26 protein-coding genes are annotated in these 26830 nt (G+C 63.5%); 19 read left to right on the top strand and 7 right to left on the bottom strand.

Translation table 11 applies throughout. The annotated features are described in order from the left end of the window. Positions 1-183: 183 nt before the first annotated feature. Positions 184-573: an OmpA family protein gene (locus AWB75_RS39445; protein ID WP_087086651.1), complete on the top strand. Its 390-nt coding sequence runs from the start codon at positions 184-186 to the stop codon at positions 571-573. 168 nt (positions 574-741) lie between these two features. Here AWB75_RS39445 and AWB75_RS16710 read toward each other — a convergent pair whose 3' ends face one another. Beyond that, positions 742-1815 (bottom strand): porin, encoded by a 1074-nt coding sequence (locus AWB75_RS16710; protein ID WP_061125201.1) that lies wholly within the window; start codon positions 1813-1815, stop codon positions 742-744. 460 nt (positions 1816-2275) lie between these two features. Between AWB75_RS16710 and AWB75_RS16705 the strand changes: the two genes are divergently transcribed. Genes AWB75_RS16705 through AWB75_RS16640 form a run of 14 tightly spaced genes read left to right on the top strand, consistent with a single transcriptional unit; the run spans position 2276 to position 15391 of the window. Next, positions 2276-2593 (top strand): non-heme iron oxygenase ferredoxin subunit, encoded by a 318-nt coding sequence (locus tag AWB75_RS16705; RefSeq protein WP_035500201.1) that lies wholly within the window; start codon positions 2276-2278, stop codon positions 2591-2593. Between the two features lies 1 nt (position 2594). Then, complete coding sequence (locus tag AWB75_RS16700) at positions 2595-2903, top strand: recombinase-like helix-turn-helix domain-containing protein (protein ID WP_061125200.1); 309 nt, start codon at positions 2595-2597, stop codon at positions 2901-2903. Between the two features lie 17 nt (positions 2904-2920). Beyond that, entirely contained in the window at positions 2921-3982 is a 1062-nt protein-coding gene (locus AWB75_RS16695; RefSeq protein WP_061125199.1) for an aromatic ring-hydroxylating oxygenase subunit alpha, read from the top strand. Continuing rightward, positions 3975-4718: an SDR family oxidoreductase gene (locus tag AWB75_RS16690; RefSeq protein WP_061125198.1), complete on the top strand. Its 744-nt coding sequence runs from the start codon at positions 3975-3977 to the stop codon at positions 4716-4718. The genes AWB75_RS16695 and AWB75_RS16690 overlap by 8 nt, the downstream gene beginning before the upstream one ends. A gap of 29 nt (positions 4719-4747) precedes the next feature. Then, entirely contained in the window at positions 4748-5275 is a 528-nt protein-coding gene (locus tag AWB75_RS16685; RefSeq protein WP_061125197.1) for a cupin domain-containing protein, read from the top strand. 9 nt (positions 5276-5284) lie between these two features. Further along, positions 5285-6112, top strand: a complete 828-nt coding sequence (locus tag AWB75_RS16680) for an alpha/beta fold hydrolase (RefSeq protein WP_061125196.1) — start codon at positions 5285-5287, stop codon at positions 6110-6112. Next, positions 6109-6969 carry an IclR family transcriptional regulator gene (locus tag AWB75_RS16675; protein WP_061125195.1) on the top strand — a complete coding sequence of 287 codons (861 nt, stop codon included), beginning with the start codon at positions 6109-6111 and terminating at the stop codon, positions 6967-6969. The genes AWB75_RS16680 and AWB75_RS16675 overlap by 4 nt, the downstream gene beginning before the upstream one ends. Next, the gene (locus AWB75_RS16670; protein WP_061125194.1) at positions 6966-7775 is read left to right on the top strand and encodes an SDR family oxidoreductase; all 810 of its coding nucleotides are present in this window, start codon (positions 6966-6968) and stop codon (positions 7773-7775) included. Before AWB75_RS16675 ends, AWB75_RS16670 begins: the two co-directional genes overlap by 4 nt. Continuing rightward, entirely contained in the window at positions 7768-9435 is a 1668-nt protein-coding gene (locus AWB75_RS16665) for a thiamine pyrophosphate-binding protein (protein WP_061125193.1), read from the top strand. Before AWB75_RS16670 ends, AWB75_RS16665 begins: the two co-directional genes overlap by 8 nt. Continuing rightward, positions 9428-10243, top strand: coding sequence for an aspartate dehydrogenase (locus AWB75_RS16660; protein ID WP_061125192.1), 816 nt, complete (start codon positions 9428-9430; stop codon positions 10241-10243). The genes AWB75_RS16665 and AWB75_RS16660 overlap by 8 nt, the downstream gene beginning before the upstream one ends. Before the next feature lie 15 nt (positions 10244-10258). Further along, the gene (locus AWB75_RS16655; protein WP_061125191.1) at positions 10259-11749 is read left to right on the top strand and encodes an aldehyde dehydrogenase; all 1491 of its coding nucleotides are present in this window, start codon (positions 10259-10261) and stop codon (positions 11747-11749) included. Between the two features lie 18 nt (positions 11750-11767). After that, on the top strand, positions 11768-12733 hold the full coding sequence (locus AWB75_RS16650; RefSeq protein WP_061125190.1) for a VOC family protein: 966 nt from the start codon (positions 11768-11770) through the stop codon (positions 12731-12733). Next, positions 12726-13943 carry an NAD(P)/FAD-dependent oxidoreductase gene (locus AWB75_RS16645; RefSeq protein ID WP_061125189.1) on the top strand — a complete coding sequence of 406 codons (1218 nt, stop codon included), beginning with the start codon at positions 12726-12728 and terminating at the stop codon, positions 13941-13943. Before AWB75_RS16650 ends, AWB75_RS16645 begins: the two co-directional genes overlap by 8 nt. Before the next feature lie 20 nt (positions 13944-13963). Then, positions 13964-15391 carry an MFS transporter gene (locus AWB75_RS16640; RefSeq protein ID WP_061125188.1) on the top strand — a complete coding sequence of 476 codons (1428 nt, stop codon included), beginning with the start codon at positions 13964-13966 and terminating at the stop codon, positions 15389-15391. Between the two features lie 45 nt (positions 15392-15436). Here AWB75_RS16640 and tssJ read toward each other — a convergent pair whose 3' ends face one another. The 6 genes from tssJ to tssB form a co-directional block, all read right to left on the bottom strand. Beyond that, positions 15437-15967, bottom strand: a complete 531-nt coding sequence (gene tssJ / locus AWB75_RS16635) for a type VI secretion system lipoprotein TssJ (protein ID WP_061125187.1) — start codon at positions 15965-15967, stop codon at positions 15437-15439. A 15-nt stretch (positions 15968-15982) separates the two neighbouring features. Then, a complete protein-coding gene (tssG, locus tag AWB75_RS16630) occupies positions 15983-17113 on the bottom strand; it encodes a type VI secretion system baseplate subunit TssG (RefSeq protein ID WP_061125186.1) in 1131 nt (376 codons plus the stop codon). Then, the gene (gene tssF, locus AWB75_RS16625) at positions 17110-18948 is read right to left on the bottom strand and encodes a type VI secretion system baseplate subunit TssF (RefSeq protein WP_061125185.1); all 1839 of its coding nucleotides are present in this window, start codon (positions 18946-18948) and stop codon (positions 17110-17112) included. Before tssF ends, tssG begins: the two co-directional genes overlap by 4 nt. Further along, positions 18945-19502 carry a type VI secretion system domain-containing protein gene (locus tag AWB75_RS39440; protein ID WP_159462787.1) on the bottom strand — a complete coding sequence of 186 codons (558 nt, stop codon included), beginning with the start codon at positions 19500-19502 and terminating at the stop codon, positions 18945-18947. The genes tssF and AWB75_RS39440 overlap by 4 nt, the downstream gene beginning before the upstream one ends. A 269-nt stretch (positions 19503-19771) precedes the next feature. After that, positions 19772-21325: a type VI secretion system contractile sheath large subunit gene (gene tssC, locus AWB75_RS16615; protein WP_061125183.1), complete on the bottom strand. Its 1554-nt coding sequence runs from the start codon at positions 21323-21325 to the stop codon at positions 19772-19774. Between the two features lie 46 nt (positions 21326-21371). Beyond that, complete coding sequence (gene tssB, locus AWB75_RS16610) at positions 21372-21884, bottom strand: type VI secretion system contractile sheath small subunit (protein ID WP_061125182.1); 513 nt, start codon at positions 21882-21884, stop codon at positions 21372-21374. Between the two features lie 494 nt (positions 21885-22378). On the opposite strand from tssB, the gene tssK reads away from it, so the two are divergent. From tssK to AWB75_RS16590, 4 genes are all read left to right on the top strand, one after another. Beyond that, the gene (gene tssK / locus AWB75_RS16605) at positions 22379-23731 is read left to right on the top strand and encodes a type VI secretion system baseplate subunit TssK (RefSeq protein ID WP_061125181.1); all 1353 of its coding nucleotides are present in this window, start codon (positions 22379-22381) and stop codon (positions 23729-23731) included. Continuing rightward, positions 23728-24456, top strand: a complete 729-nt coding sequence (locus tag AWB75_RS16600; RefSeq protein WP_061125180.1) for a DotU family type IV/VI secretion system protein — start codon at positions 23728-23730, stop codon at positions 24454-24456. Before tssK ends, AWB75_RS16600 begins: the two co-directional genes overlap by 4 nt. Positions 24457-24461: 5 nt before the next feature. After that, entirely contained in the window at positions 24462-26144 is a 1683-nt protein-coding gene (locus tag AWB75_RS16595; protein WP_061125179.1) for an OmpA family protein, read from the top strand. 94 nt (positions 26145-26238) lie between these two features. Continuing rightward, a complete protein-coding gene (locus tag AWB75_RS16590) occupies positions 26239-26724 on the top strand; it encodes an Hcp family type VI secretion system effector (protein WP_061125178.1) in 486 nt (161 codons plus the stop codon). Positions 26725-26830: the final 106 nt, after the last annotated feature.

Raw genomic sequence — 26830 nt, 5'->3', positions numbered from 1 at the left:
CTGAACAGCCGGCCGCGCGCAACCCACGCGTTCCATTCGCCATTCGAGGTTTTCGCTGCGACACTTGCCTCAGCGGGACAACCTCAAAACGCTAAACATTAACCCCCTCGTTGCACTTCGGTTTGAAACCGCCCATACTCGCTTCTGATTCTTTTTCTTCTGGTGTGCGAGTCTAACGAAGCGATGGCGTGTAGCTTTGCAATGCAGTATGGAACAAAGCTTGAGGGATCAACGACGGCCCTATCCAACGAGGATCGAGTCCGTCTCGCGGAGTTGGTGGTCTCCGTGCGGGACAGCGTAGCGGACAGGGGACCTGTTTCTGTGTATGCATTCGCCGAAGAACATCAACCTGATGCGCAACGCATTGCTGATAGGCGCGCGCAAGCGGTAAGCAGTTATCTGCAGAGTCTCGGAGTCGCAGCAAGCAGGATTGCAACGGCGACCGAGGTCTGGAGAAATACCGCGGTGACTCCGGCAACGGAACGAAATCAAATCGAAGTCGAATTCCTACCCCGCTGCTTGCCCGGAGATTGCCCGAACCCGTGCGGTAAGGCGTCTCCTGCTAATCCTTAACCGCTCGTCTGATGCTGCTACGGAAGAGACCGGTCATCCGGTCTGAAGGGAGAGGAGGTTGGCTGTACGCAGCGACACTTGGAGTCTTAACTAGCTTTCCGATGTAGAAAACATTGGCCGCGTCGCAAGGTGCGGCCGCTTTTTTCTCCGTTGCACTTTCACAAGCAGTCAAAACGAATGATGAATCCCCGCAAGCACGATAACCTGATTCGCAGTACTCGACACTCCCGCCGTAAAGAACGCAGCCTTCGCCCCGCCGGTCGCGTGCTCATACAACGCATTCACGTATAACTGCGTGGACTTGGACAGCATGTAGATATCGCCGATTTCGAACTGCGTCCATCGTCCACCCGCGAACGACGTCGTGGCCGCGCCTCCCGCGATCCAGTTCCACGCCACCGGCTTGAAAGTCAGGCCCGCGTCGTACGTCTGGTACGTGTCCGACTGACCGTTCGACTGCAACTTCACGCGCGTGTACAGACCGTGCACGACGAACTTGCCGATCTCGTACGACGCGCCCGCGCCCATCACTTCCTGCTTCTCCGCCATATACGTCGCGGCGGGCTGGCCCTGGAAGGTCGAGAAGCCCATCGTCGCGATGGCGGGATTGCGGTTGTGCTCGTTCGAATACGTCGCCGCCGCCTTGAACGCGCCGTTCGCATAAGTGAGACCGAAGCCGTAGTTGCGGCCCGTCGAGAAGTTCGTCGTGTTGCCGAGACCCATCATCGCGCCGGCGGAAAAGCCGTAGAAATCCGCCGAGCGGAATTTCACCGAGTTGTCGTAAGGCACCACACCCGTGTCGGCGAGTTCGTCGATGTTGCCCGGATGGAACGCATACCAGCTCGCCGCCTGATAGCCCGTCGACATCGGTCCGAGCATGTCGAAGCTGAACGGCGTCTGATGACCGAGCGTCAGCGTGCCGACGTTCTGCTGCTCCAGCCCGAGATACGCCTGCCGGTTCCATAGCGTGCCGGCCTTCGCGAAGTTGCCGGTGTTCGTATAGAAACCGTTCTCCAGTTGCGCAACGGTCTTCAGCCCGCCTCCCAGATCCTCGACGATGCGAAAGCCCCAGCGATCGGGCTGCATGTTGCCCTGCTCTTCCATCCACTTCGGATGGCCGCCCACATTGTTGATATATGCGATGCCGGCATCGAGGCTGCCGTAAAGCGTCACTGTGCTCTGCGCCGCCGCGCCGGTCGCGACGCCCGCTCCGATGAGCCCCGCTGCGATGATGTGCTTCACCCTTCGTTCTCCTGACGGTGTGGTTCGAGGGCGGGCCGCGCCCGCTTCTCCTGTTGCCGTTATTGCGCTTCCTCCCGACTTCGGCCGACGCGATCCATCGCATCTTCCGAAAGGCCGCCGCTGACTTCTACTTGTTCCACGTATGGATCAACGTACTGCCTATGGAAAGTATAGTGAGATTTTCCGCGTGAAAACAATACATTTCGAAGCTCTCCGGGTAGACCCTGACGAGCGGCGCATCGGCGCGTTTCGTGCGTAAAAAGGCTTACGAATCAATGTCGAACGCACGTTCATTCATCGGAACAAAAGTGCCGGCGCACTTTTAAACGCGCCGCCTTCGGTGTTTTCACCTAGAGCGCCAGATTTTTGTTTTTTCCGGGTCGGACGACTCCTATAATGCCCATACAAGAACTGTTGTTCCTTTAGTGGAACACAGGCGAACCAGAGGAAAGGGTGAAAGATGTCTGAACAATGGCGCTGCGCCGGACATGCCGGCGATCTGTCGGAGGACGCACCGATCGAATTCAAGCTCGATGACGGCGCGGAAATCGGTATCTACAAGGTGGGCGACGAGCTATATGCGCTCGAGAACGTCTGCCCGCACGCGTATGCATTGCTGACGCAGGGTTTCGTCGACGGCGACACCGTCGAATGTCCGCTGCACGAAGCGGTGTTTCACATCCCCACGGGCAAATGCCTGAAAGAGCCCGGCGGCCGCGACCTGAAGACGTATTCGGTGCGCCTCGCCGGCGAGGAAATCCAGATCAAGGTGGCGTGACATGGAAAAAGTCGTGAACTTCAACCCGCATCTCAAGCCGTGGCTCGCGCCGCAGCCGAACAACGTCGCGGGCAAGGGCGTGATCGAGAAGCCGGGTGAAATCGAAAACTTCATCTGGCAGACGCGCAAGGCCGAGCCGACGCAATACGAAAACGACTTCGGCGATGCGCTCGAACGCGTCTTCGAAGCGGGCGCGCTCGAACTGGAGCAAGTGGTCGCGGGATTGAACCGCGACGGCTTCCGCACGCCGGAAGGCTCGGCATGGACCGCCGATCGCCTCGCCGCCGAACTGCGCACGCTCGCTGAATAAAGAAGGAGCTCTTTCACATGACGTCCCCTCAGCACACAACCCTCGCAGCCGATCCCGTTCAGGCTTATCTCGATCGCGGCTTGCGCAACTATTGGTATCCGGTCGCACCGAGCTGGCAAGTGGCGAACGCGCCCATCGGCCTGACGCGCCTGGGCGATCAGATCGTCCTGTGGCGCGACAACGAAGGCAACGTGCATGCGCTCGAAGACCGCTGCCCGCATCGCGGCGCGCGTCTGTCGCTCGGCTGGAATCTCGGCGGCAGCGTCGCGTGCTGGTATCACGGCATCGAAATCGATGGCAGCGGCACCGTGCAGAAAGTGCCCGCCGTGTCCGCGTGTCCGCTCGAAGGTCAGAAGTGCGTGAAGTCGTATCCGGTCGAAGAACACGCGGGCGCGGTCTTTCTCTGGTTCGGCGACGACGCCAACAAGGAACCCGCGCCGCTCGTGCTGCCGGAAGAGCTCGTCGGCGACGACTACGCGAGCTTCCTGTGCATGTCGCACTGGAAGTGCAATTACCAGTACGCGATCGACAACGTGATGGACCCGATGCACGGCGCGTATCTGCACGCGACATCGCATTCGATGGCCGAAGGCGACAAGCAGGCCGACATGCGCGTGCGCAAGACCGACACGGGCCTGATGTTCGAGAAGGTCAATCAGCGCGACGTGAATTTCGACTGGGTCGAGCTCGGCGAAACCGGCTGCCTCTGGATGCGCCTCGCGATTCCGTACAAGAAGAAGTTCGGCCCGGGCGGCAACTTCGGGATCATCGGCTTTGCGACGCCGGTCGACAACGACAACTGCCAGGTCTATTTCTGGCGCACGCGCAAGGTGTCCGGCTGGCAGCGCGATGCGTGGCGCTTCCTGTATCGCAATCGTCTGGAAGGCCTGCACTGGGCCGTGCTGGAGCAAGACCGCTACGTGCTCGAAAGCCTCGCGCCGAATGCGCGCAATCACGAATTCCTCTATCAGCACGATGTCGGCATGACGCGCGTGCGCCGCATGCTGAAGCAGCGCGCGCAGCAGCATCTCGCCGCGCTCGATGCGCTGCCGAAGGACACGGAGCACGCTCATGCGTGATGCGCTTCAAGATCGCCGCGTGCTGGTCACTGGCGGCGCGCGCGGACTCGGTGCGGCGTTCGTTACGGCACTCGTGGAAAGCGGCGCGCGCGTCGCGTTCGGCGATGTGCTGCACGAAGAAGGCGAAGCGCTTGCTCGTGATGTGCCCAATGCGCACTTCTTCCCGCTCGATCTGAATGATCCGCGAAGCATCGCCGAATTTGTCGAGCAAAGCGCGAAAGCATTGGGCGGCATCGACGGCCTCATCAACAACGCCGCGATCACCAATTCGGGCGGCAAGTTCGCCGCTGAACTCACGCCGCAGACATGGGACGCCGTGATGAACGTCAACGTGCGCGGCACGTGGCTCATGAGCGTCGCGTGCCTGCCGCATCTGAAGGAGTCGGGGCGCGGGGCGATCGTGAATATCGCATCCGACACGGCGATGTGGGGCGCGCCGAAGCTGCTCGCGTATGTCGCGAGCAAGGGCGCGGTGATCGCGATGACCCGCTCGCTGGCACGCGAATTCGGCGCGAGCGACGTGACCGTCAACGCGATCGCGCCCGGCCTGACCGAAGTGGAAGCGACCGCTTACGTTCCGGCCGAGCGCCACGAGTACTACCTCAAAGGCCGCGCACTGACGCGCGCGCAAGTCCCCGGCGACGTGAACGGCCCTGTGCTGTTCCTGCTCTCGGACGCGGCGCGCTTCGTGACGGGCCAGTTGCTGCCGGTGAACGGCGGCTTCGTGATGAATTGATTCGCTCTACATAGAACCTGGAGAAAGCAATGGCCGATGCAGACATCGAACGCAAATCGTGGGACCAGCCCGCTGAAGCGAGCTTCGAGCAATGGATGGACTCGCGCGTCGCGCGCCTCGACACGCGCCGCTACGACTGGGACGCGCTCAAGTTCCAGGCCGACTACGACCCGAAGTATCGCCGCGCGCAGATGCGTTATGTCGGCACGGGCGGCACGGGCGTCGCGAAGGACGTGAACACGGTCCCAGCCGGCAGCTTCACGTTTTCGACGATGGTCATTCCCGCCGGCAACATCGGGCCGAGCCACATTCATATCGACGTCGAAGAAATCTTCTTCGTGTTGCGCGGAAAGATGAAGGTGATCTGCGAGAAGGACGGCCAGACATGGGAAGCCGTGCTCGGCGAGCGCGATCTCATTTCGGTGCCGCCGGGCGTGTATCGCACGGAGATCAATATCGGCGATGAAGACGCGCTCATGTGCGTGATGCTCGGCGCATCGAAGCCGATCACGCCGACGTATCCGCCGGATTCGCCTCTGGCCAAGCTCAAGCGCTGAGACGACGACATGAACATCGAGACCGCGCACGGCGTTATCGACTATCGCGAGGCGGGTGCATCGCACTCGCGCACCCTGCCCGTCGTGCTGCTGCATGGCATCGGGTCGGGCGCGGCTTCGTGGGTGCGGCAGCTCGATGCGCTCGGCGCGAAGCGTCGCGTGTTCGCGTGGGATGCGCCGGGGTATGGCGCTTCCACTCGCGTCGCCGATGAATCGCCGGTTGCAATCGACTATGCGAGCGCGTTGTCCGCATGGCTCGATGCGATCAATGTCGAGCGCTGCGTGATCGCCGGGCATTCGCTCGGCGCGATCATCGCCGGTTCGTTTGCTGCTAGCGCGCCGGAACGTGTCGCGGGCCTGTTGCTGATTTCGCCCGCGGCGGGTTATGGCGCTGCATCGAAGGACGTGCGCGAATCGAAACGCGATGCGCGTCTGTCGATGCTGAAAGAACTCGGCCCGCAAGGACTCGCACGCGAACGCAGCGCGAACATGCTGTCGCAATACGCCGATGAAGAAGCGCGCGAATGGGTCCGCTGGAACATGGCGCGCATCGTGCCCGAAGGTTACGCGCAAGCGACGCATCTGCTCGCGAACGCCGATCTTGCAGCCGATATCGCGCGCTTTCACGGACGCATCGCGATTGCGGTCGGCGCGGAAGACACGATCACGCCGCCCGCTGCATGTGCGCTCATCGCGCAGGCCGCGAACGTCAGTCTGCAAGTGATGCCGCGCGCGGGACACGCGGGCTATATCGAATCGCCCGAAGCCTATACGGCGCTGATCGATTCGTTTTGCCAAAGCATCGAATGTCGAATGAAAGACGGAGTAACGCAATGACATCCCTCGCCGCAGAAGACAACGACAAGGGCGAACCGACCTACATCGTGCCGGGCCTCGAACGCGGTCTGAAGATTCTCACCGAGTTCTCGCCGCGCGAGCCGGTGCTCGGTGCGCCCGAACTGTCGCGCCGGCTCGGCATTCCGCGCACGACGGTCTTCCGTCTGCTTCAGACGCTCGAAGCGCTCGGCTTTCTGGAACGCGCGGACAAGGACCGCAACTATCGCCTGGGCGTGGCCGTGCTGCGTCTCGGCTTCGAATACCTGAGCTCGCTCGAACTGACCGATCTCGGCCTGCCGATCATCGAAGCATTGCGCGATGCGACCGGCCTCACGAGCCACATCCTGATTCGCGATGGCCGCGATGTCGTGTTCGTCGCGAAGGCGCAGAGTCACGCGCCGATCTTCAGCTCGGTGAAGGTGAACGTCGGCACGCGTCTGCCGGCACATGCAACGACGCACGGTCATGTATTGATGGGCGATCTCTCGCTCGACGAACTGCGCGCGCTCTATCCCGAAGCGCATCTCGAACGCTTCACGAAGTCGACGCCCGCCACCGTCGAGGAACTGTACGAGCGCGTGAATGAAGACGCCGAACGCGGATATGCGACGAGTCAGTCGTCGTTCGAGCGTGGCATTTCGGTCGTCACGGCGCCGGTTCGCAACGACACGGGGCGCATCGTCGCCGTCATCACGACGACGATTCCGCGTCCCGAGATCGATGCCGCATTGCTCGACAGCGGCCTCATCGACAAGGTGCGCGAAGCCGCCGATGCGCTCTCGATGCGTCTCAACTATCGTCCGGCCGCGCGTTCATCGACGTCGAGCCGTTACATGAAGTCTCTGGGGTTGCAATGATTCAGATCGATCTTTCAGGGCAAGTCGCGGTCGTGACAGGCGGCTCGTCGGGCATCGGCTTCGCGACGGCGCGTTTGTTCTTGCAAGCGGGCGCATCGGTGGCGATTTGCGGTCGCGATGGCGAACGGCTCGGAGCCGCGCAAGCATCGCTCGCAAAAGAGTTTCCGCAAGCGCAATTGCTCGCCTCACGTTGCGACGTGCTCGATGCGGAACACGTCAACGCATTTGCAGCGCAAGTGATGGAGCGGTTCGGCCGCGTCGACATGCTCGTGAACAACGCAGGCCAGGGCCGCGTGTCCACCTTCGCCGACACCACCGACGACGCCTGGCGCGACGAGCTCGAATTGAAGTACTTCAGCATCATCCGTCCGGTGCGCGCCTTTCTGCCGATGCTGAAGGACGCGCCCTCGCCCGCGATCGTCTGCGTGAATTCGCTGCTCGCCTTGCAGCCCGAGCCACACATGGTCGCGACGTCTTCCGCGCGCGCCGGCGTGCTGAGCCTCGTCAAGTCGCTCGCGACGGAACTCGCGCCGCAGAACGTTCGCGTGAATTCGATTCTGATCGGCATCGTCGAATCGGGGCAATGGAAGCGGCGCTACGAGAACTATCTTCAACAAGCACAAGAACCGCGCCAGAGCTGGCAGCAATGGACCGCCGAGCTCGCGCGCAAGAAAAACATTCCGCTGGGACGCTTCGGTCTGCCCGAAGAAGCCGCTCAAGCGCTCTTTTACCTTGCAACGAAGCTGTCGTCGTACACGACCGGCAGCCATATCGATGTTTCTGGAGGCTTTGCTCGTCATGTCTGAAAAAACCACGGTCGGCGAACTGATCGCCGCATTCCTCGAACAATGCGGCGTGCGCACCGCGTTCGGCGTGATCTCGATCCACAACATGCCGATCCTCGATGCGATCGGCCGCCGCGGCAACATCCGCTATGTCGGCGCGCGCGGCGAAGCGGGCGCGCTCAACATGGCCGACGGCCTCGCTCGCGTGTCGGGCGAACTCGGCGTCGCGTTCACATCGACGGGCACGGCCGCGGGCAACGCCGCTGGCGCGATGGTCGAAGCATTGACCGCGGGCACCGCGCTCCTGCATGTCACCGGGCAGATCGAAACCGAATATCTCGATCAGGATCTCGCGTATATCCACGAAGCGCCCGATCAATTGTCGATGCTGCAATCGATCTCGAAGGCGGCGTTCCGCGTTCGCACCGTCGACACCGCCTTGCCGACGATCCGCGAAGCCGTGCGCGTCGCGCTGACGGCGCCCGCCGGTCCGGTGAGCGTCGAGATTCCGATCGACATTCAGGCAGCCGAAATCGAATGGCCGGCAGACCTCGCCGCGCCGCATGTCGGCGCGCTCACGCACGATCCGCTGCGCCTCAAGCAGCTCGCCGACGCTTTGACCAACGCGAAGCGCCCGTTGCTGTGGCTCGGCGGCGGCACCCGTCACGCGCGTTCCGCAGTCGAACGGCTCGTGAAACTCGGCTTCGGCGTCGTCACGAGTGTGCAGGGCCGCGGCGTGCTGCCTGAAGATCATCCCGCGACGCTCGGCGCGTTCAACGTGCATCCGTCGGTCGAAGCGTTCTACAAGACGTGCGATGCGCTCGTGGTCGTCGGCTCGCGTCTGCGCGGCAACGAAACGCTGAAGTACAAGCTCGCGCTGCCGCAGCCGCTCTATCGCGTCGACGCCGATGCGCTCGCCGATAACCGCGGCTATCGCAACGAGCTCTTCGTGCATGGCGATGCCTCGCGCGTGCTCGACGAACTCGCGACGCTGCTCGAAGGCCGCATCCGCATCGATGCAAAGTTCGCGGGCGATCTCGCCGCCGCGCGCGAAACGGCCGTCGCCGAAGTATCGAAGGGACTCGGGCCGTACAAGCGCCTCGTCGATTCGCTGCAACGCGCGGTGGGCCGCGACTACAACTGGGTGCGCGACGTCACGATCTCGAACAGCACGTGGGGCAATCGCCTGCTGAAGATCTTCAATCCGCGCGCGGGCGTGCATGCGCTCGGCGGCGGCATCGGCCAGGGCATGCAGATGGCGATCGGCGCGGCGCTGTCCGGCGCGGCGAGAAAGACCGTCGCGCTCGTCGGCGATGGCGGCCTGATGGTCAACGTCGGCGAACTCGCCACGGCCGTGCAGGAAAAAGCCAACGTGATGATCGTGCTGATGAACGATCAGTGCTACGGCGTGATCCGCAATATTCAGGACGCGCAGTACGGCGGTCGGCGCATGTTCGTCGATCTGCATCAGCCGGATTTCGCGCAGTTCTGTGCGAGCCTCGGCCTCGCGCATCGCCGTATCACGTCGCTCGATCAGGCCGATGACATCGTGCGCGAAGGGCTCGCCATCGACGGTCCGGTTCTGGTGGAAGTGGACATGCTGTCGGTCGGCTCGTTCGCTACTGCATTCGCGGGACCGCCGGTCAAAAAAGAAGAGCCCGAGGAGCCGGAATATGCGTAATGGCCAACATGCGATCGACGTCGCGATGATCGGCTTCGGCGCGATCGGATCGGCGGTGTATCGCGCGCTCGACAACGATCCGCATGTGCGCATCTCGCATGTGATCGTGCCCGAGCGCGACCGCGATCAGGTCCGCGCTGTGTTGGGCGATCGCGTCGATGTCGTGTCGCGCGTCGATGCGCTCGCGAGTCGTCCGGAATACGCGCTCGAATGCGCGGGCCACGCGGCGCTCGTCGATCACGTCGTGCCGTTGCTGAAGTCGGGCACGGATTGCGCGGTCGCATCCATCGGCGCGCTGTCGGAAGCGGGCTTGCTCGATGCGCTCTCCCATGCCGCCGACGAAGGCGCGGCCACGCTCACGCTCTTGTCGGGCGCGATCGGCGGCGTCGATGCGATTGCGTCGGCCAAGGAAGGCGGCCTCGACGAAGTGCAGTACACGGGCCGCAAGCCGCCGCTCGGCTGGCTCGGCACGCCCGCCGAAATGCTGTGCGATCTGAAGTCGCTGACCGAAGAGAAGGTCATCTTCGAAGGCAGTGCGCGCGATGCGGCGCGGCTCTATCCGAAGAACGCGAACGTCGCGGCGACCATCGCGCTCGCGGGCCTCGGCCTCGACGGCACGCGCGTGCGCCTGATCGCCGATCCGGCTGTCGAGCGCAATGTGCATCGCATCGTCGCGCGCGGCGCATTCGGCGAGATGTCGCTCGAAATGTGCGGCAAGCCGTTGCCGTCGAATCCCAAGACATCGGCGCTGACCGCGTACAGCGCGATCCGTGCGTTGCGCAATCTTGCGGCGCGCTGCGTCATCTAAGGAGCTTTTGGAACGATGAATCATCCCGACACTTCGCTCGTCACGTCCGGCGATATTTTCCTCGGCGGCGAATGGCGCGCAGGACGCGGCAACGCATACGCGAGCATCTATCCCGCCGATCAAACCGTGAACGCGGAAATCAGCACCGCCAATGCCGACGATGCGCGCGAAGCCGTCGAGATCGCGGATCGTGCTTATAGAAAGGCGGATTGGGCTGGCCTCAAACCGCATCAGCGCGCGGCGATCCTGCATCGCATTGCATCGTTGATCGAAGCGCGTCATGAAGCGCTCGCGCAATTGCAACGTCGCGACAACGGCAAGCCGATCAGCGAAACGCGCGCTCTGGTGACGAGCGCGGCGAACACGTTCCGCTACTTCGCGTCGTGCCTCGAAACGCTCGAAGAAGCGCTCACGCCATCGCGCGGCGACTATCTGACGATGAGCGTGCACGAGCCGCTCGGCGTCGTCGCGGCGATCACGCCGTGGAATTCGCCGATCGCCTCCGACGCGCAAAAGCTCGCGCCCGCGCTCGCCGCAGGCAACGCGGTCGTGCTGAAGCCCGCCGAAGTCACGCCGCTCGCATCGCTGGCCTTGGCGCGCATCTGCGAGGAAGCGGGCGTACCGAAAGGCGTCGTCAGCGTGTTGCCGGGCAAGGGCTCCGTGATCGGCGATGCACTCGTGCGTCATCCGCTCGTCAAGAAAGTCTCGTTCACGGGCGGCACGGAAGTCGGGCGCGGCATCGCGCGTCTCGCGGCCGACAAGTTCATGCCGGTATCGCTCGAACTCGGCGGCAAGTCGCCGACCATCGTCTATGCGGACGCCGATCTCGATCACGCGGTGAACGGCGTGCTGTATGGCATCTTCAGTTCGTCGGGCGAATCGTGCATCGCGGGCTCGCGGTTGTTCGTCGAGCGCAAGGTGTACGACGAATTCATGGCACGGCTCGTGGATGGCGCGCGCAAGCTGCGTGTCGCCGACCCGACGCGCGAGAACACGCAGATGGGTCCGCTCATCACGGGACAGCATCGCGAAAGCATCGAGCGCTATGTCGCGATGGGTATCGAAGAAGGCGGCACGCTGTTGTGCGGCGGCGAGCGTCCGACCGGCGATGGCCGCGAGAAAGGCTTCTTCTATCTGCCGACGATCATCGCCGGTTTGAGCAACGACGCCCGCATGTGCCAGGAAGAAATCTTCGGCCCGGTGCTCGCCGCCATGCCCTTCGACGATGAAACCGCGCTTCTGAACGAAGCGAACGACAGCGTGTTCGGCCTCGCCGCGGGCATCTGGACGCGCGACTACAAGCGCGCATGGAACATGGCGCGCGCATTGAACACGGGCACGGTGTGGATCAACACCTACAAGCAATTTTCGATTACGACGCCTTTCGGCGGCTGGAAGGACAGCGGCATGGGACGCGAGAAAGGCCGCCTCGGCCTGCGCGAATACATGCAGCAAAAGAGCCTGTACTGGGGCTTGAACGACGCCCCGCTGCCGTGGGCGAACTGAAGAATTGAAGGAGACGCCATGACGATTCTTGGCATCGAACGAATCACTTACGGCGTGACGGACCTCGACACCTGCCGGCGCTTTTTCGCCGACTGGGGTCTGAAGGAAATCTCGCACGACGAAACGCGCGCGCGTTTCGAAACCCTGAACGGCTGCGAAGTGCTGCTCGCGCTCGCAAGCGATCCATCGCTGCCGCCCGCATTCGAAGGCGGTCCGACGCTGCGCGAAGTGACCTGGGCCGTCGCGACACGCGCCGAGCTCGATGAACTGCGCGGACGCTTCGCGGGTCAGCCGGGCCACTTCGAGGCCGATGACGCCGTCGGCTGCATCGATCCGAACGGCATGGCGATTCGCGTCGAAGTGACGAAGAAGCGCGATATCGACGTAAAAGGCTCTTTGTCGAACGTGTGGGGCGATGCGCAGCGCATCGATACGCCCAGCCCCGTGTATGAGCGCGCCGAGCCGGTCGAAGTGGGACACGTCGTGTTCTTCACGAACTGCGTCGCGGAGCAGGAGAAGTTCTATCACGAGCTGCTCGGCTTCGAGACGTCCGATCGCTATCCGGGACGCGGCGCGTTCATGCGCTGCGCGCCGCACGGCGGTCATCACGACCTGTTTCTTCTGCAATTGCCCGATGGCAAGCGCGGTCTGAATCACGTCGCGTTCACGGTGCGCGATATCCACGAAGTCTTCGGCGGCGGCCTGCACATCAGCCGATGCGGCTGGACCACGCAGCTCGGGCCGGGGCGTCATCCGGTGTCGTCGGCGTACTTCTGGTACTTCAGGAATCCGGCGGGCGGTCTCATCGAGTATTACGCCGATGAAGACGTGCTCACGCCCGAATGGCAGCCGCGCGATTTCGAGCCGGGTCCGACCGTGTTCGCGGAGTGGGCGATCGATGGCGGTCTCGACGGCAACACGCGCCGCCAGAAAGACGCGAAGGCGCCCGAAGGCAAGTTCATGACGGAGCGGAAAAATGGCTGATGCTCAAACGATCGTGGTCATTGGCGGCGGGCAGGCGGCAGGATGGATCGTCAAGACGCTGCGTAAGGAAGGTTTCGACGGCCGTCTCGTGATGATCGCCGACGAGATTCATCTTCCCTACGAACGTCCGCCGTTGTCGAAGGCCGTGCTCGCGGGCGAAGCGGATATCGATACCGTGCGTATCGTCGATCACGATGCCTTCGCCGAACTGAACGTCGAGGCATGGCAGCCGGAATGCGCGGCGTCGATCGATCGCGAAGCGCGCATCGTGCGCACCGCGAGCGGACGCGAAGTGCACTACGACCGCCTCGTGATCGCAACGGGCGGCGCGGCGCGGCGTCTGCCGGACGCGCTCGTGAAGACGTCGCATCTCGCGTATCTGCGCACGCTCGACGATGCGGTTCATATCGGCAAGCGTCTGCGCGAAAGCCACAGCAAGCGCTTGCTCGTGATCGGCGGCGGATGGATCGGCCTCGAAGTCGCGGCGACCGCGAGAAAGCTCGGCGTCGACGTCACCGTGATCGAAGGCGCGCCGCGGCTGTGCGGCCGTTCGGTGCCGCAAAGCGTGTCGGACTTTCTGCTGAAGCTGCATCGCGATAACGGTGTCGATGTGCGTCTGAACGCATCGCTCGTATCGCTCGAAGACGCTGGCAACGGCGTGCGCGCGCAACTCGCCGATGGCACGCCGCTCGATGCGGATTTCGCCGTCGCGGGCATCGGCCTGACGCCGCATACGGCGATTGCCGAAAGCGCGGGTATCGACGTGAACGACGGCATCGTCGTCGATGAATTCGGCGCGACGAACGACGCGCATGTGTTCGCTTGCGGCGATGTCGCCAATCATCCGAACGCGTGGTTGAAACGCCGCGTGCGGCTCGAATCGTGGGCCAACGCGCAGAACCAGGCCATCGCGACGGCACGCGCGGTGCTCGGCGTGCGCGAGCCGTATGCGGAGATTCCGTGGTTCTGGTCGGATCAGTACGACGTGAATCTGCAGATTCTCGGCGACATTCCGGCGGGTTCGCAACCCATCGTGCGCGGCGATCTCGCGGCGCGGCGCGCGTCGTTGTTCTTCTTCGATGGCGATGCGCTGCGCGGCGTCATCGCAATCAATTCGACGCGCGATCTGAAGGTCGCGAAGAAGTGGATGAGCAAAGGGCACGCGGTCGATATCGCGGCGCTCGCCGATACAGCGAAAGCACTCGCATAAACATACAGACGGGAGCAGGCATGAGGAGCATGAGCAATACGGTCGTCGACCATGGCGGCACCGCCACACCGATCGCCGACGCGGCGGCTGCCGCTCACGCGGTCACGAAGGGATCCATCATCGCGCGCATCGAAAGACTGCCCGCCAACGCAATGCAGGTGCGTGCGCGCATTCTGATCGGCGCGGCGACGTTCTTCGATGGCTTCGATGTCATCGTCATCGCAGCGACCTTGCCGCTCTTGATCCAGAAATGGGGATTAACGCCGGGACAGGTCGGCTTTCTGATCGCGTCGGGATCGATCGGGCAACTGATCGGCGCGTTCCTTTTTCCGTCGCTCGCGGAACGCTATGGACGCGTGCGTTCGATCGCGTGGAGCTCGGGGATCATCGGCCTCACGAGCATCGCGTGCGGTTTCGCGCCTTCGTTCGCGGTGTTCGTCGCGTTGCGTATCGTGCAGGGGCTTGGTCTCGGCGGCGAGTTGCCCGTCGCGGCGACTTACATCAACGAGATCACGCGGGCGCATGGACGCGGGCGGTTCGTGCTGCTGTATGAGATCGTGTTTCCGATCGGCCTGCTCGCATCGAATGCGCTCGGAGCGTGGATCGTGCCGCGCTTCGGCTGGGAAGCGATGTACTTCATCGGCGGCGTGCCGCTCGTGCTGTTCTTCCTGTTGAAGACGCTCGTGCCGGAATCGCCGCGCTGGCTCGGCGAACGCGGACGCATGCGCGAAGCGGGCGATGCCCTTTCCGCGTTCGAAGCGACCGTGAAAGAGCCGCTGCCGCCGCTCGGCAATATCGCCGACTTCGAAGCGATGGCGAGCCGCCATCCGCAGCGCCGCCGCCTCGATCTGATCGGGCCGGCGTATCTGAAGCGCACGATCGCCGTCGCGCTCTTGTGGATGACGTGCGGCGTGCTGCAATACGGCCTCTCGACGTGGCTGCCCACGATCTACAAGACCGTGTATCACGCGCCGTTGCAACTCGCGCTGAATCTCGCGGTGGCGGCGTCGGTGCTCGGCGTGATCGGCTCGCTGACGTGCGCGCTGATCGTCGACAAGGTCGGGCGCAAGCCGGTCATCAACTGGTCGTTCGTGCTGTGCGCGATATCGCTCGTTTGCGCAGGCGTGTTCGTCACGCAGTCGGTGTACGTGGTCGCGACGTTCTGCGCGCTGGCGCTCGGCTTCATGGCGTGCGGTTTCATCACCGCTTATGTCTATACGCCCGAGTTGTATCCGACGAGCATCCGCGCGTTCGGCTGCGGCCTCGGCGGCGCATGGCTCAAGATCGCGGCGATCTTCGCGCCGGCGCTCGTCGGCAAGACGCTGATGGGCGGGAACATGAACATCGCGTTCTATGCGCTCGCCGTGGTGCCTGTCGTGGCGGCGCTGGCCGTGCATTTCATGGGCATCGAGACGAAGGGGAAGGTTCTCGAGGCGCTGGAGGCGTGATTGTTTTTCCAGGGGCCGGCGGTGCACGCCGCCGCCCCGTCTGCATCATTTCGACTTTTTGGCTTTGCTGTCGTCGTCCGGCGTCAAGGTGCGGTCGGCGAGCGTGAGTTTCAACGGCGCGTCGGCGGAAAGCTTCTTCGCGGCGATGACCTGCTTCCACGCGCCATCCTTGCCCGGATCGCGATAGAACGCCGCGATCGCCACGAATTCCGTTTCCTTCTGCATCGGCTGGCTCAGGCTCGCCGATGCGCCCGGATTCACCACAGTCGCCATGTTGCTTTGCAGATCCCGCGCGAGCACCGTGGCATCGCTCCTGATGAGGTCGTCATAGGACGCGCCGTCGAATAGTTTGCGGTCCTTCAACTGATAGACGCGCACCGCGACCGATGTCGAACGGCCCGCGCCGTCCTGGTTCAGCGCCGCGCGCGCGGTCAGGTCGATGTCGAGCACCTTGACGCGCCTGTGAAACACGGCATCGTATGCCGCCACCGAGGTGTCCGACACCGCCTGCCACGCGCCGCATCCGGTGAGCAGCAACGCGAAAGCGGCGCTCGCTGCGATAGTGCGTTTGAACATGTTGTCTCTCGATGATCACGCCGGCGGCGCAACCGATGAGTTGAGATAGGGATTCGGCTCGGGCGTCGGAAACGCTTCGCACACGCCGAGAGAAATGTCGATGTCGCGCTCTTGCGCCGATGGCAGCACGACGGTCCATCCGAGACGCGGCGCACGGGCTTCACGCGCCGCCGCGACGGCCGGAGCCGGCGCGAAGCGCGACGACATCCGCACGCGCAGATGCACGTCCGCCTTCGTGCCGATATAGAGCTTCACGAGCGCCATCAGATCGCGATGCAGCCACGCGCCGGGCAAGAGGTCGTGCGCCTGCTGCGCGTCGTGCGGCCGCAGCGTCACGCGCACCGCCCGGCTGCGGTAACGCAAGCGCTTGCCGAGCACATAGCCGCCGCCGAGTCCATTGCGCTTGCCCTCTGCGACCGCATGAGGATCCGCCGCTTTCGACGTGAGCGGACGTCCCTGATCCGTGCGCTTCGCGACCGGCCAGAATTCGTCGACGCTCACGTCCACGCCCGGCGCACCCAGCGCGACGACACCGGCGAGCCCTTCGGGTGTGCGCGTGCGCTGAACCATGAGACCGAGCAACGCGAGCGTGCGCGCATCCGGCAGGCCCGCGCGCGCCGGCTTGTTGCCCCAGCCGAACCCCGCCAGGCACAACAGGCTGCGCGAATGCGCATCGGCGGCGCCGTGGCGAAACGTCTCCGGATAGCGATACTTCTTCCACACGCGATACAAGAGCGTCACGAAGCGGTGATTGAACTGATCGAGAAACGCTTCGACGGCTTCGTGCCCTTCCTCGCGCATCACGATGTCGTCGAGGTAGTGCGTGGGCATCACCGCATCGACACCGTACAGGCCCATGAAGGTCGTGCGTACGGTCGGCGGCGGCGGCGTGCAGTAGTCATCGTCGTGATCGTCGAACTCCGCCGCGGCGATTTCACCAGCCGGAAAACCCATGCGCGGGCGCGGCCGGAAACGCACCGGTTCATACTCGTGCGTGTCGCGCGTGCCGAAGCCCGCGCGGTCCGGTTCGCGCGCCTCGAAAAGACGGCACAACTGCATGAAGTTCATGCGCGGCGCACGCGTGAGCAACTTCGCCACGAAGGGTTCGAGCCGCTGCTCGATAGCGCGAAGAGAATTTGCGTTCATAGCGGGGAGCGTTGCGTCTTGGAGCGCGGCCATTCGATGCGCGCCTGCGCGGGCAGCGTGACGATGACGAGCTTCGTGAACAGGTTGATTTCCGCATAGAGCTCGAAGAAGCGATGCAGCAGCTCGCCGAACAGCATGACGTCGCCATCGCCCGAGAACGCGTGCGCGTCGAGCGTGATTTCGATCAGCACGCCCCGATCCACCGCGCCGCCCGCCACTTCCTCCAGCAGTTCCTGCGACACATGCAGGATGCCCGCGAGACGCCGGCGGTTCAGTTCGTCGTTGGTCCAGTCGTAGAGCGCGAGCGCGCCGCGCAGCACTTCCGCGTTCATCAGCGAGAGGAAGTTCGGCGCGAGATGCGAGAGCACGCGCCATTGAAAACGGTCGCCCGTCGGCGGATAGAGCGGCAAAGTCGGTGCGATGAGATTGCGCACGCCCGCTACATTCGGCGTGCTTTCGGCGAGTTCGTCCAGACGCGCCTCACGCAGCCCTTTGCGCGGCAGCATGCCGTTCGTGCCGGTCACGCGCAGCGACACGCTTTCTTCCGGCAGACCGGTCATGGATTCCCACGCGTGGCCGCCGAGAATGAGCCACGTCTCGTGCAGCCCGTCCATGCCGGGACGCACCCGCGTATGGAAATAGCGCTCGGGCGATTCATGCCGCAGCATGCCGCCGCGATGCCGGAAGGTCGCGAACGGCACGTACTCGTAGCGCTCGGCCGTGACGTGATCGAATGATTCGACGGCATCGACGGAATAGGTTTCGACATGCTCGCCCTGATGCCCGGCGGGCACGACGCGATACTCGGTCTCGTGATGATCGATCAGGACCGGTTCCGCATCGAGCGCGAAGAGGTTGATGACCGGCGCACAAAAGAGCCGCACGTTGTCCTTGCTGAAACGCTGGTCCGATGGATACGCGTGCTTCAGCACGAGCTCCAGTTCGAAGTGCGTCGACCCGACCGGCAGCTTCGCGATGTCGAAGCCGCAAATATCGACGAACAGGAATTTCTCGCGGAACGTGAAGTATTCGAGCAGCAACTGATAGCCCGAGAACGCGGCATCCGCCTTCGGCCACAAACGCTCTTCCGCCGAAAAACCCGCGGGCTCGATCGTCACGCCATCGAGCGGGCGCGCTTCGCCGTCGCGCACTTCGGGCACGCGCCATTCGATCGAATCGACATGACGCGTGAGCGCGAGGTGCATCGCGAACGCGGTCGGCGGCTCCGCGTTCAGATGCAGGCGAATGCGCGACAGGTCCGTCTCCTCGCGACGCGTCGAATGATCGAGATCGAACGCGATGCGAATGACCGAGCGGCCGTCGTGCCGCACGGTCGGCCCCGCGCGCGTGATATGCAGCGGCTGCAAGGTGACCGCCTGCGTCGTGCGATACAGGCACTGGACCGTGTTCGGCGCCGCGGCGTCTGCGCCTTCCTTCGGCGCGGCGATCGGCGCCGAGCGCACCGCGACGCCCGCGGGAACGAGCACGGTGCTCTGCATTTTCTCCGCGAGCGGCGTCAGCTCGACCACCGAAAGCGACGGAATCATGCGCAGATAATGCGGCCACAACAGACTGACGAGACCTTCGGTCAGCTCCGGCAATTCGTCGTCGAGCTTTTGCTGGAGACGTCCCGTGAGGAACGCGAAGCCTTCGTACAATCGTTCGACGTAGGGATCGCGGTCGCCGACACGATCGAGATTGAGCATCCGCGCCCGGTCCGGATGCGCCCGTGCGAACTCGCGGCCGGCTTCGCGCAGATAGCGCATTTCGGCTTCGTAGTAGCGCAGGACGGGATCGTCGTTGCTGTTTGTTTCGTTATCCAGATCGGTGTTCATGTTCTTCGTTTCCCTTCGACGATGACGCTCACGCCAGCGCGAACGCCGGCTTGTCCGCGTCCTTGCGGCTGCTCATCGCTTTGAGCGCGCGCAGCAGTTGTTGCTTCGCCTCGAACATCAAGGCGGGTTCCCAGCGTATGAGCGGCAGGGCTTTGCCCGCGGCATCGAGCTCGACGAGCAGCGCGAGCGCGGCGTCGGCGCGGCCCGCATGCTCGGCGACGCGCCTGCGCTTCGAGATCACGCACGACGGCATGGCGCGCGATCCATTCGAGCGTGGTGTCGTCGGCGAGCCGCGTGCCGTCGTTGAAAACGAGCCGTTCGATGCCGGGCAGACGTTCGAGAAAGAGCGCGAAGTCGGCGCGCAGCGTGAGTTGATCGACCGTTCCGGATAGCGACGATGCGCTCTGCCAGCGGAAGCTGTTCAGGAACTGCAGACGTGTTGAAATGACCGCGGCTCGGGTGGTCGCCGCGCAGCGTGTAAGGAGTGCGACGCGCTCCCGTACAACTATGCCCGCCTCTTCTGTAGCAACGCCAATCGCAGTTTTGCCAGCCAAATCGGCCGCCTCCAGGCAACCGTGCGATCAACGGCGCCGAAGAAGTCAGCGCCGTCAGCAAGTTTGCTGTACTCGCCGCAACACCTAAAACGAATTCAAGGAAGCGGCGCAGGCTGCGGCTTGATCACCAGGCTATACGCCTGGCTCGGCAACACCATCGACATACGAAAAGACTCCAGGAAAAGCACGCGCGTCGTCACTCAGACGACACAACGCCGGGACAGCGCAAGCCGCCCCGGCATACCCACTCAAAAACCTACGGCAAAAGATCAGCTCTTCGCTTTCGGCATCTGCGAAACCAGCGACAAACCGATATCCATCCCTTCCACCTGGAAGTGCGGCACGATAAACAGCTTGATGCGGAAGAAGCCCGGGTTATCCTCGATGTCCTCGACCATCACCTTCGCCTCGCGCAACGGATGCGATGCCTGCAGCTCATCGCCCGGGTCCTTCATCTCGGTGACGAGGCCCTTGATCCAGTTGTTCAGCTCGAGCTCCAGCAGACGACGGTCCTTGGTCGTGCCGATGTTCTCGCGCTGAATTAGCTTCAGGTAGTGCGCAATGCGCGACAGCAGGAAGATGTACGGCAAACGCGCATTGATGCGGCTATTCGCAGTCGCTTCCTTGGTCTCGTAGAGCGCCGGCTTCTGCGATGAATTCGCCGAGAAGAAGCACGCGAAATCGTGATTCTTGTAGAACGAGAGCGGAATGAAACCCAGGTTCGCGAATTCGAATTCGCGCGTCTCGGGAATCAGCACTTCGGTCGGAATCTTCGGCTGCACGCCGGTGCCGAGGTCGTACAGATGCACCGGCAGATCTTCGACCTTGCCGCCCGCCTGCGGCCCGCGAATCTGCACGCACCAGCCGTTGTTCACGAAGCTGCGCGTCATGTTCGCCGCGAACGCGAACGATGCGTTCACCCACAGATAGCGGTCATGGTCCGGGCCCTTGACCTGCTCTTCGTAGTTGAAGGCGCGCACGGGTGTCGTGTCCTTGCCATACGGCAGGCGGCCAAGCACGCGCGGCATCACGAGACCGACGTAGCGCGCGTCGTCCGTGTCACGGAAGCTCTTCCACTTGATGTATTCGGCACGGTCGAAATAGTTGCCGATATCCTGAATCGCCGCGACTTCCTCCATCGACTTCTTGCCGAAGAAGGCCGCGCCCACCGAGCCGATGAACGGCATATGCGCCGCCGCCGCGACCTTCGAGATATTGCGCAACAAGGCCACGTCCTGCGGCGAGTTGGCGAACTCGAAGTCGCTGATCATCGCGCTGATCGGCTGACCGCCCGGCGTGTCGTATTCCTCGATATACGTCAGGCGATACAGCCCGCTCTGGATCAACTCCGGCGCGTCCTCGAAGTCGCGCACCAGCGCATCCTTCGACACGTCCAGCACTTCGATACGCGCGTTCTTGCGGAAATCCGTGCGCGACACGAGCATCTTCACGCCGCGCCAGCGGCCTTCCAGCGCCTGAAACTCAGGGTTGTGCATGACCGCATCGAGTTGCCGGCTGATCTGCCGGTCGAGCTGTCCGATGAAGAAATCGAGCAGCGATTTGTCGAGGCGATCCACGGGCTTGCTCGTCTGCGCGACGAGATCGAGAAACGCACCCATGCCGCGCGCGAGGCGCTCGTCGGCCGACGCTTCGGAAAGCATGTCGTTGTCACGGAACGCCTCGAGCGGGCGTGCCTGCGACACCGGGCTCAGGTTGATCTTGTTGCAGAGGGTGGCATAGACGCTGTCGTCGTGCGACGCGTGCGAGGCGTCGAGCACGACGGTTTCGCCTGCGGCACTCGCGCGGGCTTCTTTCTTGTTCATTTAGGGTCCTGTCTGAGATGCGGGTCTGATTCAGGCCTGAACGGGCTCAGGCGTTTCCTTCGGGCTGTGTCGCCGCCGTGGCGATCTGCGAAAGCTCGGAGCGCAGCTTGTCGGAGAGTTCCTTGTTCTTCAGGATTTTTTCGAACTCGCGGCGGAACGCGCCGTTGTCGAGCAGATTCGACTTGAGATCGCGCAACAGATTGCGCACGGCGAGAAGCGCCTGCAACTCCGGAATCTGACGCGCCACCTGCTCAGGCTCAAAGTCCCTCATCGAACGGAACGAGAGGTTCACCGGCAACTCCGAGCCATCACTCGCGAGCGTGTTCTCTGCGGCGAACTTCAGGTCTGGCGCGTAGTCGGCGAGGACCGCGTCGAAGTTGTTCTTGTCGATGTTGACTTTCTTGCGCTCGGACAACGGCGCCTGCTCGCGCCCCGCGCTGAAATCGCCGGCGACGAGCAGCTTGAGCGGCAATTCGACCTTCTTTTGCGCGCCGCCGGTATGCAGATCGAGCGTGATCGAAACACGGCTCTTTGGAATCTCTCTTTGGAAACTATCCATCAATAATCCTTAGTAAATAGATCAAACGCATCTCGATATTGAGATGACGAACGGGATTTTCTGAACTCGCCCAAGCAACGGACGCCGGCGCGCCTACTCAATGCTCCGCTTGTCATTGGGGCCGTATTAGAACAGGTTTTGCTCCAACCTTAAAGCATCCATCAGCTTGCCTAAATAAACAGCAGACGGAATCGCGTATTTGGAGAATTCTTCTATTAAACAATGACTTCTCGCAAGCCGGAGTGACGTGGTACTGGCCGAGTGGCCGCAATCGGCAAAAACCGCTTGCACATTAATTGACGATTCACAACTTTTCGAGTCCGGCGCCAAGCCGCGCCAATCCCGTGCTTTTACGCAGGCAAGTATTTGTTATCAATCAATTTTTCCATTTTTCAATGCTTCGGATGCTTAACTATACGGCAGGTATACGAATCCGGTCTGTGACTATAGAATCTCGCCCCAATATCAACGAATAAGCATAACCAAACATATTCATGCGGATCGACAAACCGCTCTGGCACGAAGGCCTGATTCTCACCCAGCAGCATTTCCAGCAACAGGAGCGGTGGACGGAGTTCGCGCTGCGCCAGTTCACCGCAGCCGCGCTCGCGCAACCGTGGGGAACGCTCGACGTCGAAGTCGACGAAGACGCGCTCGCCGCCGGCCGTTTCAAGCTCTCGCGGCTGAAGCTGCGCTTTCCCGACGGGACGCCCATCGACACATCGGTCGCGCAGGCGCTGCCACCCGCGCGCGATCTGGCTCAAGGCGTGAGCGCGGAGCGGCAGAGCGTCACGGTGCTCGCCGCCCTCGCCTTGCCCGACGCCAACGGCAACAACTGCCGCATGGACGAGTCGAGCCTCACGCGGCCGCGCCGCTCGTATCGGGAGTTCGTCAAGGTCGTCGATCTGAATGGCACCGACGCAGTCGAAATCGCCGCGGAGCGTCATGCCATCCGCCTGCTCTTCGACTTCGAGCCGCATGCCGACGACACCGTCTGCGCCATCGCGCGCCTCACGCGTTCGACGAGCGGGCAGTTCCAGCTCGAGCGCCGCTATGTGCCGCCTTGCCTCTCGCTCGGCGCGCACGCGCTGCATATGGAGCGCGTCAGCCGGATGGCGGACATTCTCCTTGCCAAGAGTCTCGCGCTCGGCGCACGGCGCAGCGAACGCATCGAGCAGGTGGCCGAATACGGCGTCGCAGACGTGCAATTGTTCTGGCTCCTGCATTGCATTCATGCGGCGTGGCCGAAACTGCGCTTCATCGCGTCGAATCCGGGCCTGCCGCCCGAGCGTCTGTACGCGGTTCTCGCCGAGCTCGCGAGCGCACTGATGACGTTCTCCACCGGCTCCCAGCTCACGGATATTCCGTCCTACGATCACGTGCGCGCGGACGAAATCTTCGCCGAAATCGAATCGATGATCCGGAACCTGCTCGACGCGATCATCCCGTCGCGCGTCGTGCCGATCGATCTCGCGCATGACAACGCCACGACCTGGACCGGCAAGATTCTCGATACGCGCATCGCGGAAGGCGCCGCCGACTGGTATCTCTCCGTCAACTCGACGCTGCCCGCCTTCGAGCTCGTAGAGCGGATCCCGCGCCTGTGCAAGATCGGCGCCCCGGACGAAGTGGATCACATCGTCAATTCGGCGCTCGCGGGCATCGCGCTGAAGGCCGTCCAGCGCGTCCCGGCCGCCATTCCCGTGCGTCTCGACAATCAGTACTTCGCGCTCGACGCGGCAAGCCCTGCGCACGCGCGCATGCTCGCCGCACGAGCCTGCCAGATCTATCTGCCGACATCCGTACCCGATGTCTCGCTTGAACTCTACGCGGTGCTGCGCTCATGAACATGCTGACTTCGTCTCGCGCGGGCGCGCCTCTCGTCGAGCAGGCGCCGGGCATGGCCCAGGCTTCCGCGACCGGTATCCGCGATCTGCTTCGCGACACCGCGCTCTTCGTGGCGACGCTGTCGACGGGCGGCGCCGCAGAGGACTTCAAAGCCTTGCGCGACCGTTGCAAGTCGATGGTCGACGAGTTCGGCGCGGCGCTCGAGCACCGGGGCTATCCGGAAGACGTGTGCGATGACGCCGCGAAAGCGCAATGCGCGCTGCTCGATGAGACCGCGCTCCAGCATCTCTCCGAGAACGACAAGCCGAACTGGTCCGCGCAGCCTTTGCAGGTGGAGAAATTCAAGCAGCACGATGCCGGCGAGCACGTGTTCGAGCGGCTCGAGTTCCGGATGCGCGAGCGGTCACCGCAGATCGACCTGCTCGAATGCTATTCGGCGATCCTCGGCCTCGGATTCCGCGGCCGGTACGCGATTCACGGCGCGGGCGATCGGGAGTCGCTCATCGCCGAACTGGGCACGCTGATCGCGCGCCTGCGTCCGGAAGGCGAGCGCCCGTTCATCGTCGACCGGCCGGGCCGGCGCTTCCAGGACTGGTTCCGGCGCATGTCGCCGTGGGCGATCGCGGGGATCGGCTGCGTGATCGCGCTCGTCACATGGCTCATCTGGCATGTCGCGCTCGATGCGCAGCTCGCCGCGCTGATCCCGGGTACGGTCAAGCCGTGAACGCCATGCAAAGGTTGGGTTATCCGGCGCGCACGATCGTCGTTTTCGCGGCGCTGCTCGCGCTCGCCGTGCACTGGTTCGTGCAGCCGTTCGGCAAGGAATGGATCTGGCTTTCGACGGTCGGCATTCTGATCGTCGCGACGGCGCTCGTCGGCTGGCGCACGCGTCGGCTCTCGCATGCCCGCACGCAGAGCGCGCCGATTCTGCGGGCGCTGGGCGCGGCGACCGTCGATATTCCGCTGAGCCTGCGCACGCGCATGCCGCTCGTGCTCGTCACGGGCGATGCGCTCGCCTCGCTCTTCGACCACGGCGCGGCCGAGCCGCGTCTCGTGTTCATCGGCGATGGCGCAATCTGGCTGCGCGTCGATCGCCCGCAAAGTCTGCCGGAAGTGGCGCTCGCGATGCGCCAATGGCGTGACGGGCAGCCTCCCGACGGCGTCGTGCTGAGCGTGGCGCCCGCGCTCCACGCCGATGAAGACGCGCTCGCGCAACGCCTGCGCGTGGCGCGTCAGGCGCTCGCCGATGCATCGCGCATCGTCGGCGCGCGCCTGCCGGGTTACGTCGCCGTGTATCAGCGGATGACGAGGCTCACGCCGCGCGATGCGGACCTCGGGCGGCAGTGGAAGAGCGTATCCGCGAGCGCGCCGCTCATCGACGCGCACCGCATCGAAGCCGTCATCCGGCGCGCGGAAAACGATTCTCGCCGTGACCCGGACGCGCGCTACGCCGCCGTCCACGCCGCCGCGCTCGCGTCGATCGTCGGATGGACGCAGCGCGTGGTCTTCGGCACGCTCACCGATCCGCGCCAGCCCGCCACGCCCTGGGCGCTCTACGGCGCGGGCTGGATCGATTGCGGCCCGGCGAGCGACGCCGGCAAACCCTGGGAGCAGGACGTGCAGCGCCACACGCGCATCGCGCCCGCGAGCGTCGATGCGACACCCGCGCCGTGGCCGCTGCCGCAACCGCTGATCGAAGCGATGCCGCGCCGGACCGCGATGTCGCCGCGCGTGGCGGCGTTCGCGCATGCCGTCGGCATGATGGCGCTGGCAGCCGGCGCCGCGTTTCTGGGCTCGGGCCGCCACAATGCCGAGTTGCTCGATCGCATCCACGCGAACCTGGACCGCTACGCCTTGATCGCCGCGGATCACGACGACGCCCGGCGCGACGCCTTGCGCTCGCTCGTCGCCGATCGCGATGAACTCGACCGCTACGCGCGCACCGGCGTGCCGCTGCGGCTGTCGTTCGGGCTGTATCACGGCTCGCAACTGCTGCCCGCGCTCAACGCGGCGATCGCCAGCTATCAGCCGCCGCCGCCCCCGCCCGCCGTCGTGACGCTCGACAGCATGTCGCTCTTCGACAGCGGCAAAGCGAAACTGAAGCCCGGCTCGACGCGCGCGCTCGTCGAAGCCGTCGAAATGATCAAGGCGCATCCCGGCAAGCGCATCCTGATCGCAGGCCACACCGACGATTCCGGCGATGCAAGGAGCAATCTCACGCTGTCGAATGCGCGCGCGGCGGCGTTGCGCGACTGGCTGATCGAAGCGACGGGCATTCCGGCGACGCAATTCGCGGTGCAAGGCTACGGCGACACGCGCCCCATCGCGGGCAACGACACGTCCGAGGGCCGCGCCAGAAACCGTCGCGTTGAAATTACGCTGGTGCCGGACACGGCCGACCACACGAACTGACATCACGATTTGAATCCCCGGGGCCTCGCTCCGGGATCTTGTGGCTCGGAGATTTCTCCGAGCATTGCTTGGCAGTACCAAAGAGGAGTAGTAAATGGCAATTCCCGCATATCTGTGGCTCAAGGATGACGGCGGCGCCGACATCAAGGGTTCCGTCACCGTGCAAGGCCGCGAAGGCAGCGTCGAGATCGTCGAATTCGATCACGGCGTGCATATCCCGACCGACGGCAACACCGGCAAGCTGACCGGCACGCGTGTCCACGCGCCGATCACGCTGACCAAGGAAACCGATGCGTCGACCCCGTATCTGTACAAGGCGGTGACGAGCGGCCAGACGCTGAAGTCGGTCGAGATCAAGTGGTACAAGATCGACGACGCGGGCAAGGAGAAGGAATACTTCAACACCAAGCTCGACAACGTCAAGGTCGTCGCCGTGCGTCCGAAGATGCTCGACATCAAGAATCCGGCGTTCGAGAAGCACAACCACCTGGAAGAAATCGAGCTGCGCTACGAACAGATCACCTGGTCGTACAAGGACGGCAACATCATCCACAAGGACACGTGGAACGAGCGCGCGTAAGCGCCTCATGACGACGTGAGTCGTCGCAGCCAGTCCGCGTTGCGGGCTGGCTTTCTTTTTCGGTTTCCCTTTTCCTCGCACGCCCTCTTTCCATCTCCTCGTCACC

Source organism: Caballeronia catudaia, from assembly GCF_001544755.2.
In the GTDB taxonomy this organism is placed as follows: Bacteria; Pseudomonadota; Gammaproteobacteria; order Burkholderiales; family Burkholderiaceae; genus Caballeronia; species Caballeronia catudaia.
This window is presented reverse-complemented; position numbering and strand designations above follow the sequence as displayed.

What these genes read in the sequence shown, in the direction of transcription:
- AWB75_RS39445 (WP_087086651.1), top strand. Translation starts at nt 184, where the DNA reads ATGGCGTGTAGCTTTGCAATGCAGTATGGAACAAAGCTTGAGGGATCA.
- AWB75_RS16705 (WP_035500201.1), top strand. Translation starts at nt 2,276, where the DNA reads ATGTCTGAACAATGGCGCTGCGCCGGACATGCCGGCGATCTGTCGGAG.
- AWB75_RS16700 (WP_061125200.1), top strand. Translation starts at nt 2,595, where the DNA reads ATGGAAAAAGTCGTGAACTTCAACCCGCATCTCAAGCCGTGGCTCGCG.
- AWB75_RS16695 (WP_061125199.1), top strand. Translation starts at nt 2,921, where the DNA reads ATGACGTCCCCTCAGCACACAACCCTCGCAGCCGATCCCGTTCAGGCT.
- AWB75_RS16690 (WP_061125198.1), top strand. Translation starts at nt 3,975, where the DNA reads ATGCGTGATGCGCTTCAAGATCGCCGCGTGCTGGTCACTGGCGGCGCG.
- AWB75_RS16685 (WP_061125197.1), top strand. Translation starts at nt 4,748, where the DNA reads ATGGCCGATGCAGACATCGAACGCAAATCGTGGGACCAGCCCGCTGAA.
- AWB75_RS16680 (WP_061125196.1), top strand. Translation starts at nt 5,285, where the DNA reads ATGAACATCGAGACCGCGCACGGCGTTATCGACTATCGCGAGGCGGGT.
- AWB75_RS16675 (WP_061125195.1), top strand. Translation starts at nt 6,109, where the DNA reads ATGACATCCCTCGCCGCAGAAGACAACGACAAGGGCGAACCGACCTAC.
- AWB75_RS16670 (WP_061125194.1), top strand. Translation starts at nt 6,966, where the DNA reads ATGATTCAGATCGATCTTTCAGGGCAAGTCGCGGTCGTGACAGGCGGC.
- AWB75_RS16665 (WP_061125193.1), top strand. Translation starts at nt 7,768, where the DNA reads ATGTCTGAAAAAACCACGGTCGGCGAACTGATCGCCGCATTCCTCGAA.
- AWB75_RS16660 (WP_061125192.1), top strand. Translation starts at nt 9,428, where the DNA reads ATGCGTAATGGCCAACATGCGATCGACGTCGCGATGATCGGCTTCGGC.
- AWB75_RS16655 (WP_061125191.1), top strand. Translation starts at nt 10,259, where the DNA reads ATGAATCATCCCGACACTTCGCTCGTCACGTCCGGCGATATTTTCCTC.
- AWB75_RS16650 (WP_061125190.1), top strand. Translation starts at nt 11,768, where the DNA reads ATGACGATTCTTGGCATCGAACGAATCACTTACGGCGTGACGGACCTC.
- AWB75_RS16645 (WP_061125189.1), top strand. Translation starts at nt 12,726, where the DNA reads ATGGCTGATGCTCAAACGATCGTGGTCATTGGCGGCGGGCAGGCGGCA.
- AWB75_RS16640 (WP_061125188.1), top strand. Translation starts at nt 13,964, where the DNA reads ATGAGGAGCATGAGCAATACGGTCGTCGACCATGGCGGCACCGCCACA.
- tssJ (WP_061125187.1), bottom strand. Translation starts at nt 15,967, where the DNA reads ATGTTCAAACGCACTATCGCAGCGAGCGCCGCTTTCGCGTTGCTGCTC.
- tssG (WP_061125186.1), bottom strand. Translation starts at nt 17,113, where the DNA reads ATGAACGCAAATTCTCTTCGCGCTATCGAGCAGCGGCTCGAACCCTTC.
- tssF (WP_061125185.1), bottom strand. Translation starts at nt 18,948, where the DNA reads ATGAACACCGATCTGGATAACGAAACAAACAGCAACGACGATCCCGTC.
- tssC (WP_061125183.1), bottom strand. Translation starts at nt 21,325, where the DNA reads ATGAACAAGAAAGAAGCCCGCGCGAGTGCCGCAGGCGAAACCGTCGTG.
- tssB (WP_061125182.1), bottom strand. Translation starts at nt 21,884, where the DNA reads ATGGATAGTTTCCAAAGAGAGATTCCAAAGAGCCGTGTTTCGATCACG.
- tssK (WP_061125181.1), top strand. Translation starts at nt 22,379, where the DNA reads ATGCGGATCGACAAACCGCTCTGGCACGAAGGCCTGATTCTCACCCAG.
- AWB75_RS16600 (WP_061125180.1), top strand. Translation starts at nt 23,728, where the DNA reads ATGAACATGCTGACTTCGTCTCGCGCGGGCGCGCCTCTCGTCGAGCAG.
- AWB75_RS16595 (WP_061125179.1), top strand. Translation starts at nt 24,462, where the DNA reads ATGCAAAGGTTGGGTTATCCGGCGCGCACGATCGTCGTTTTCGCGGCG.
- AWB75_RS16590 (WP_061125178.1), top strand. Translation starts at nt 26,239, where the DNA reads ATGGCAATTCCCGCATATCTGTGGCTCAAGGATGACGGCGGCGCCGAC.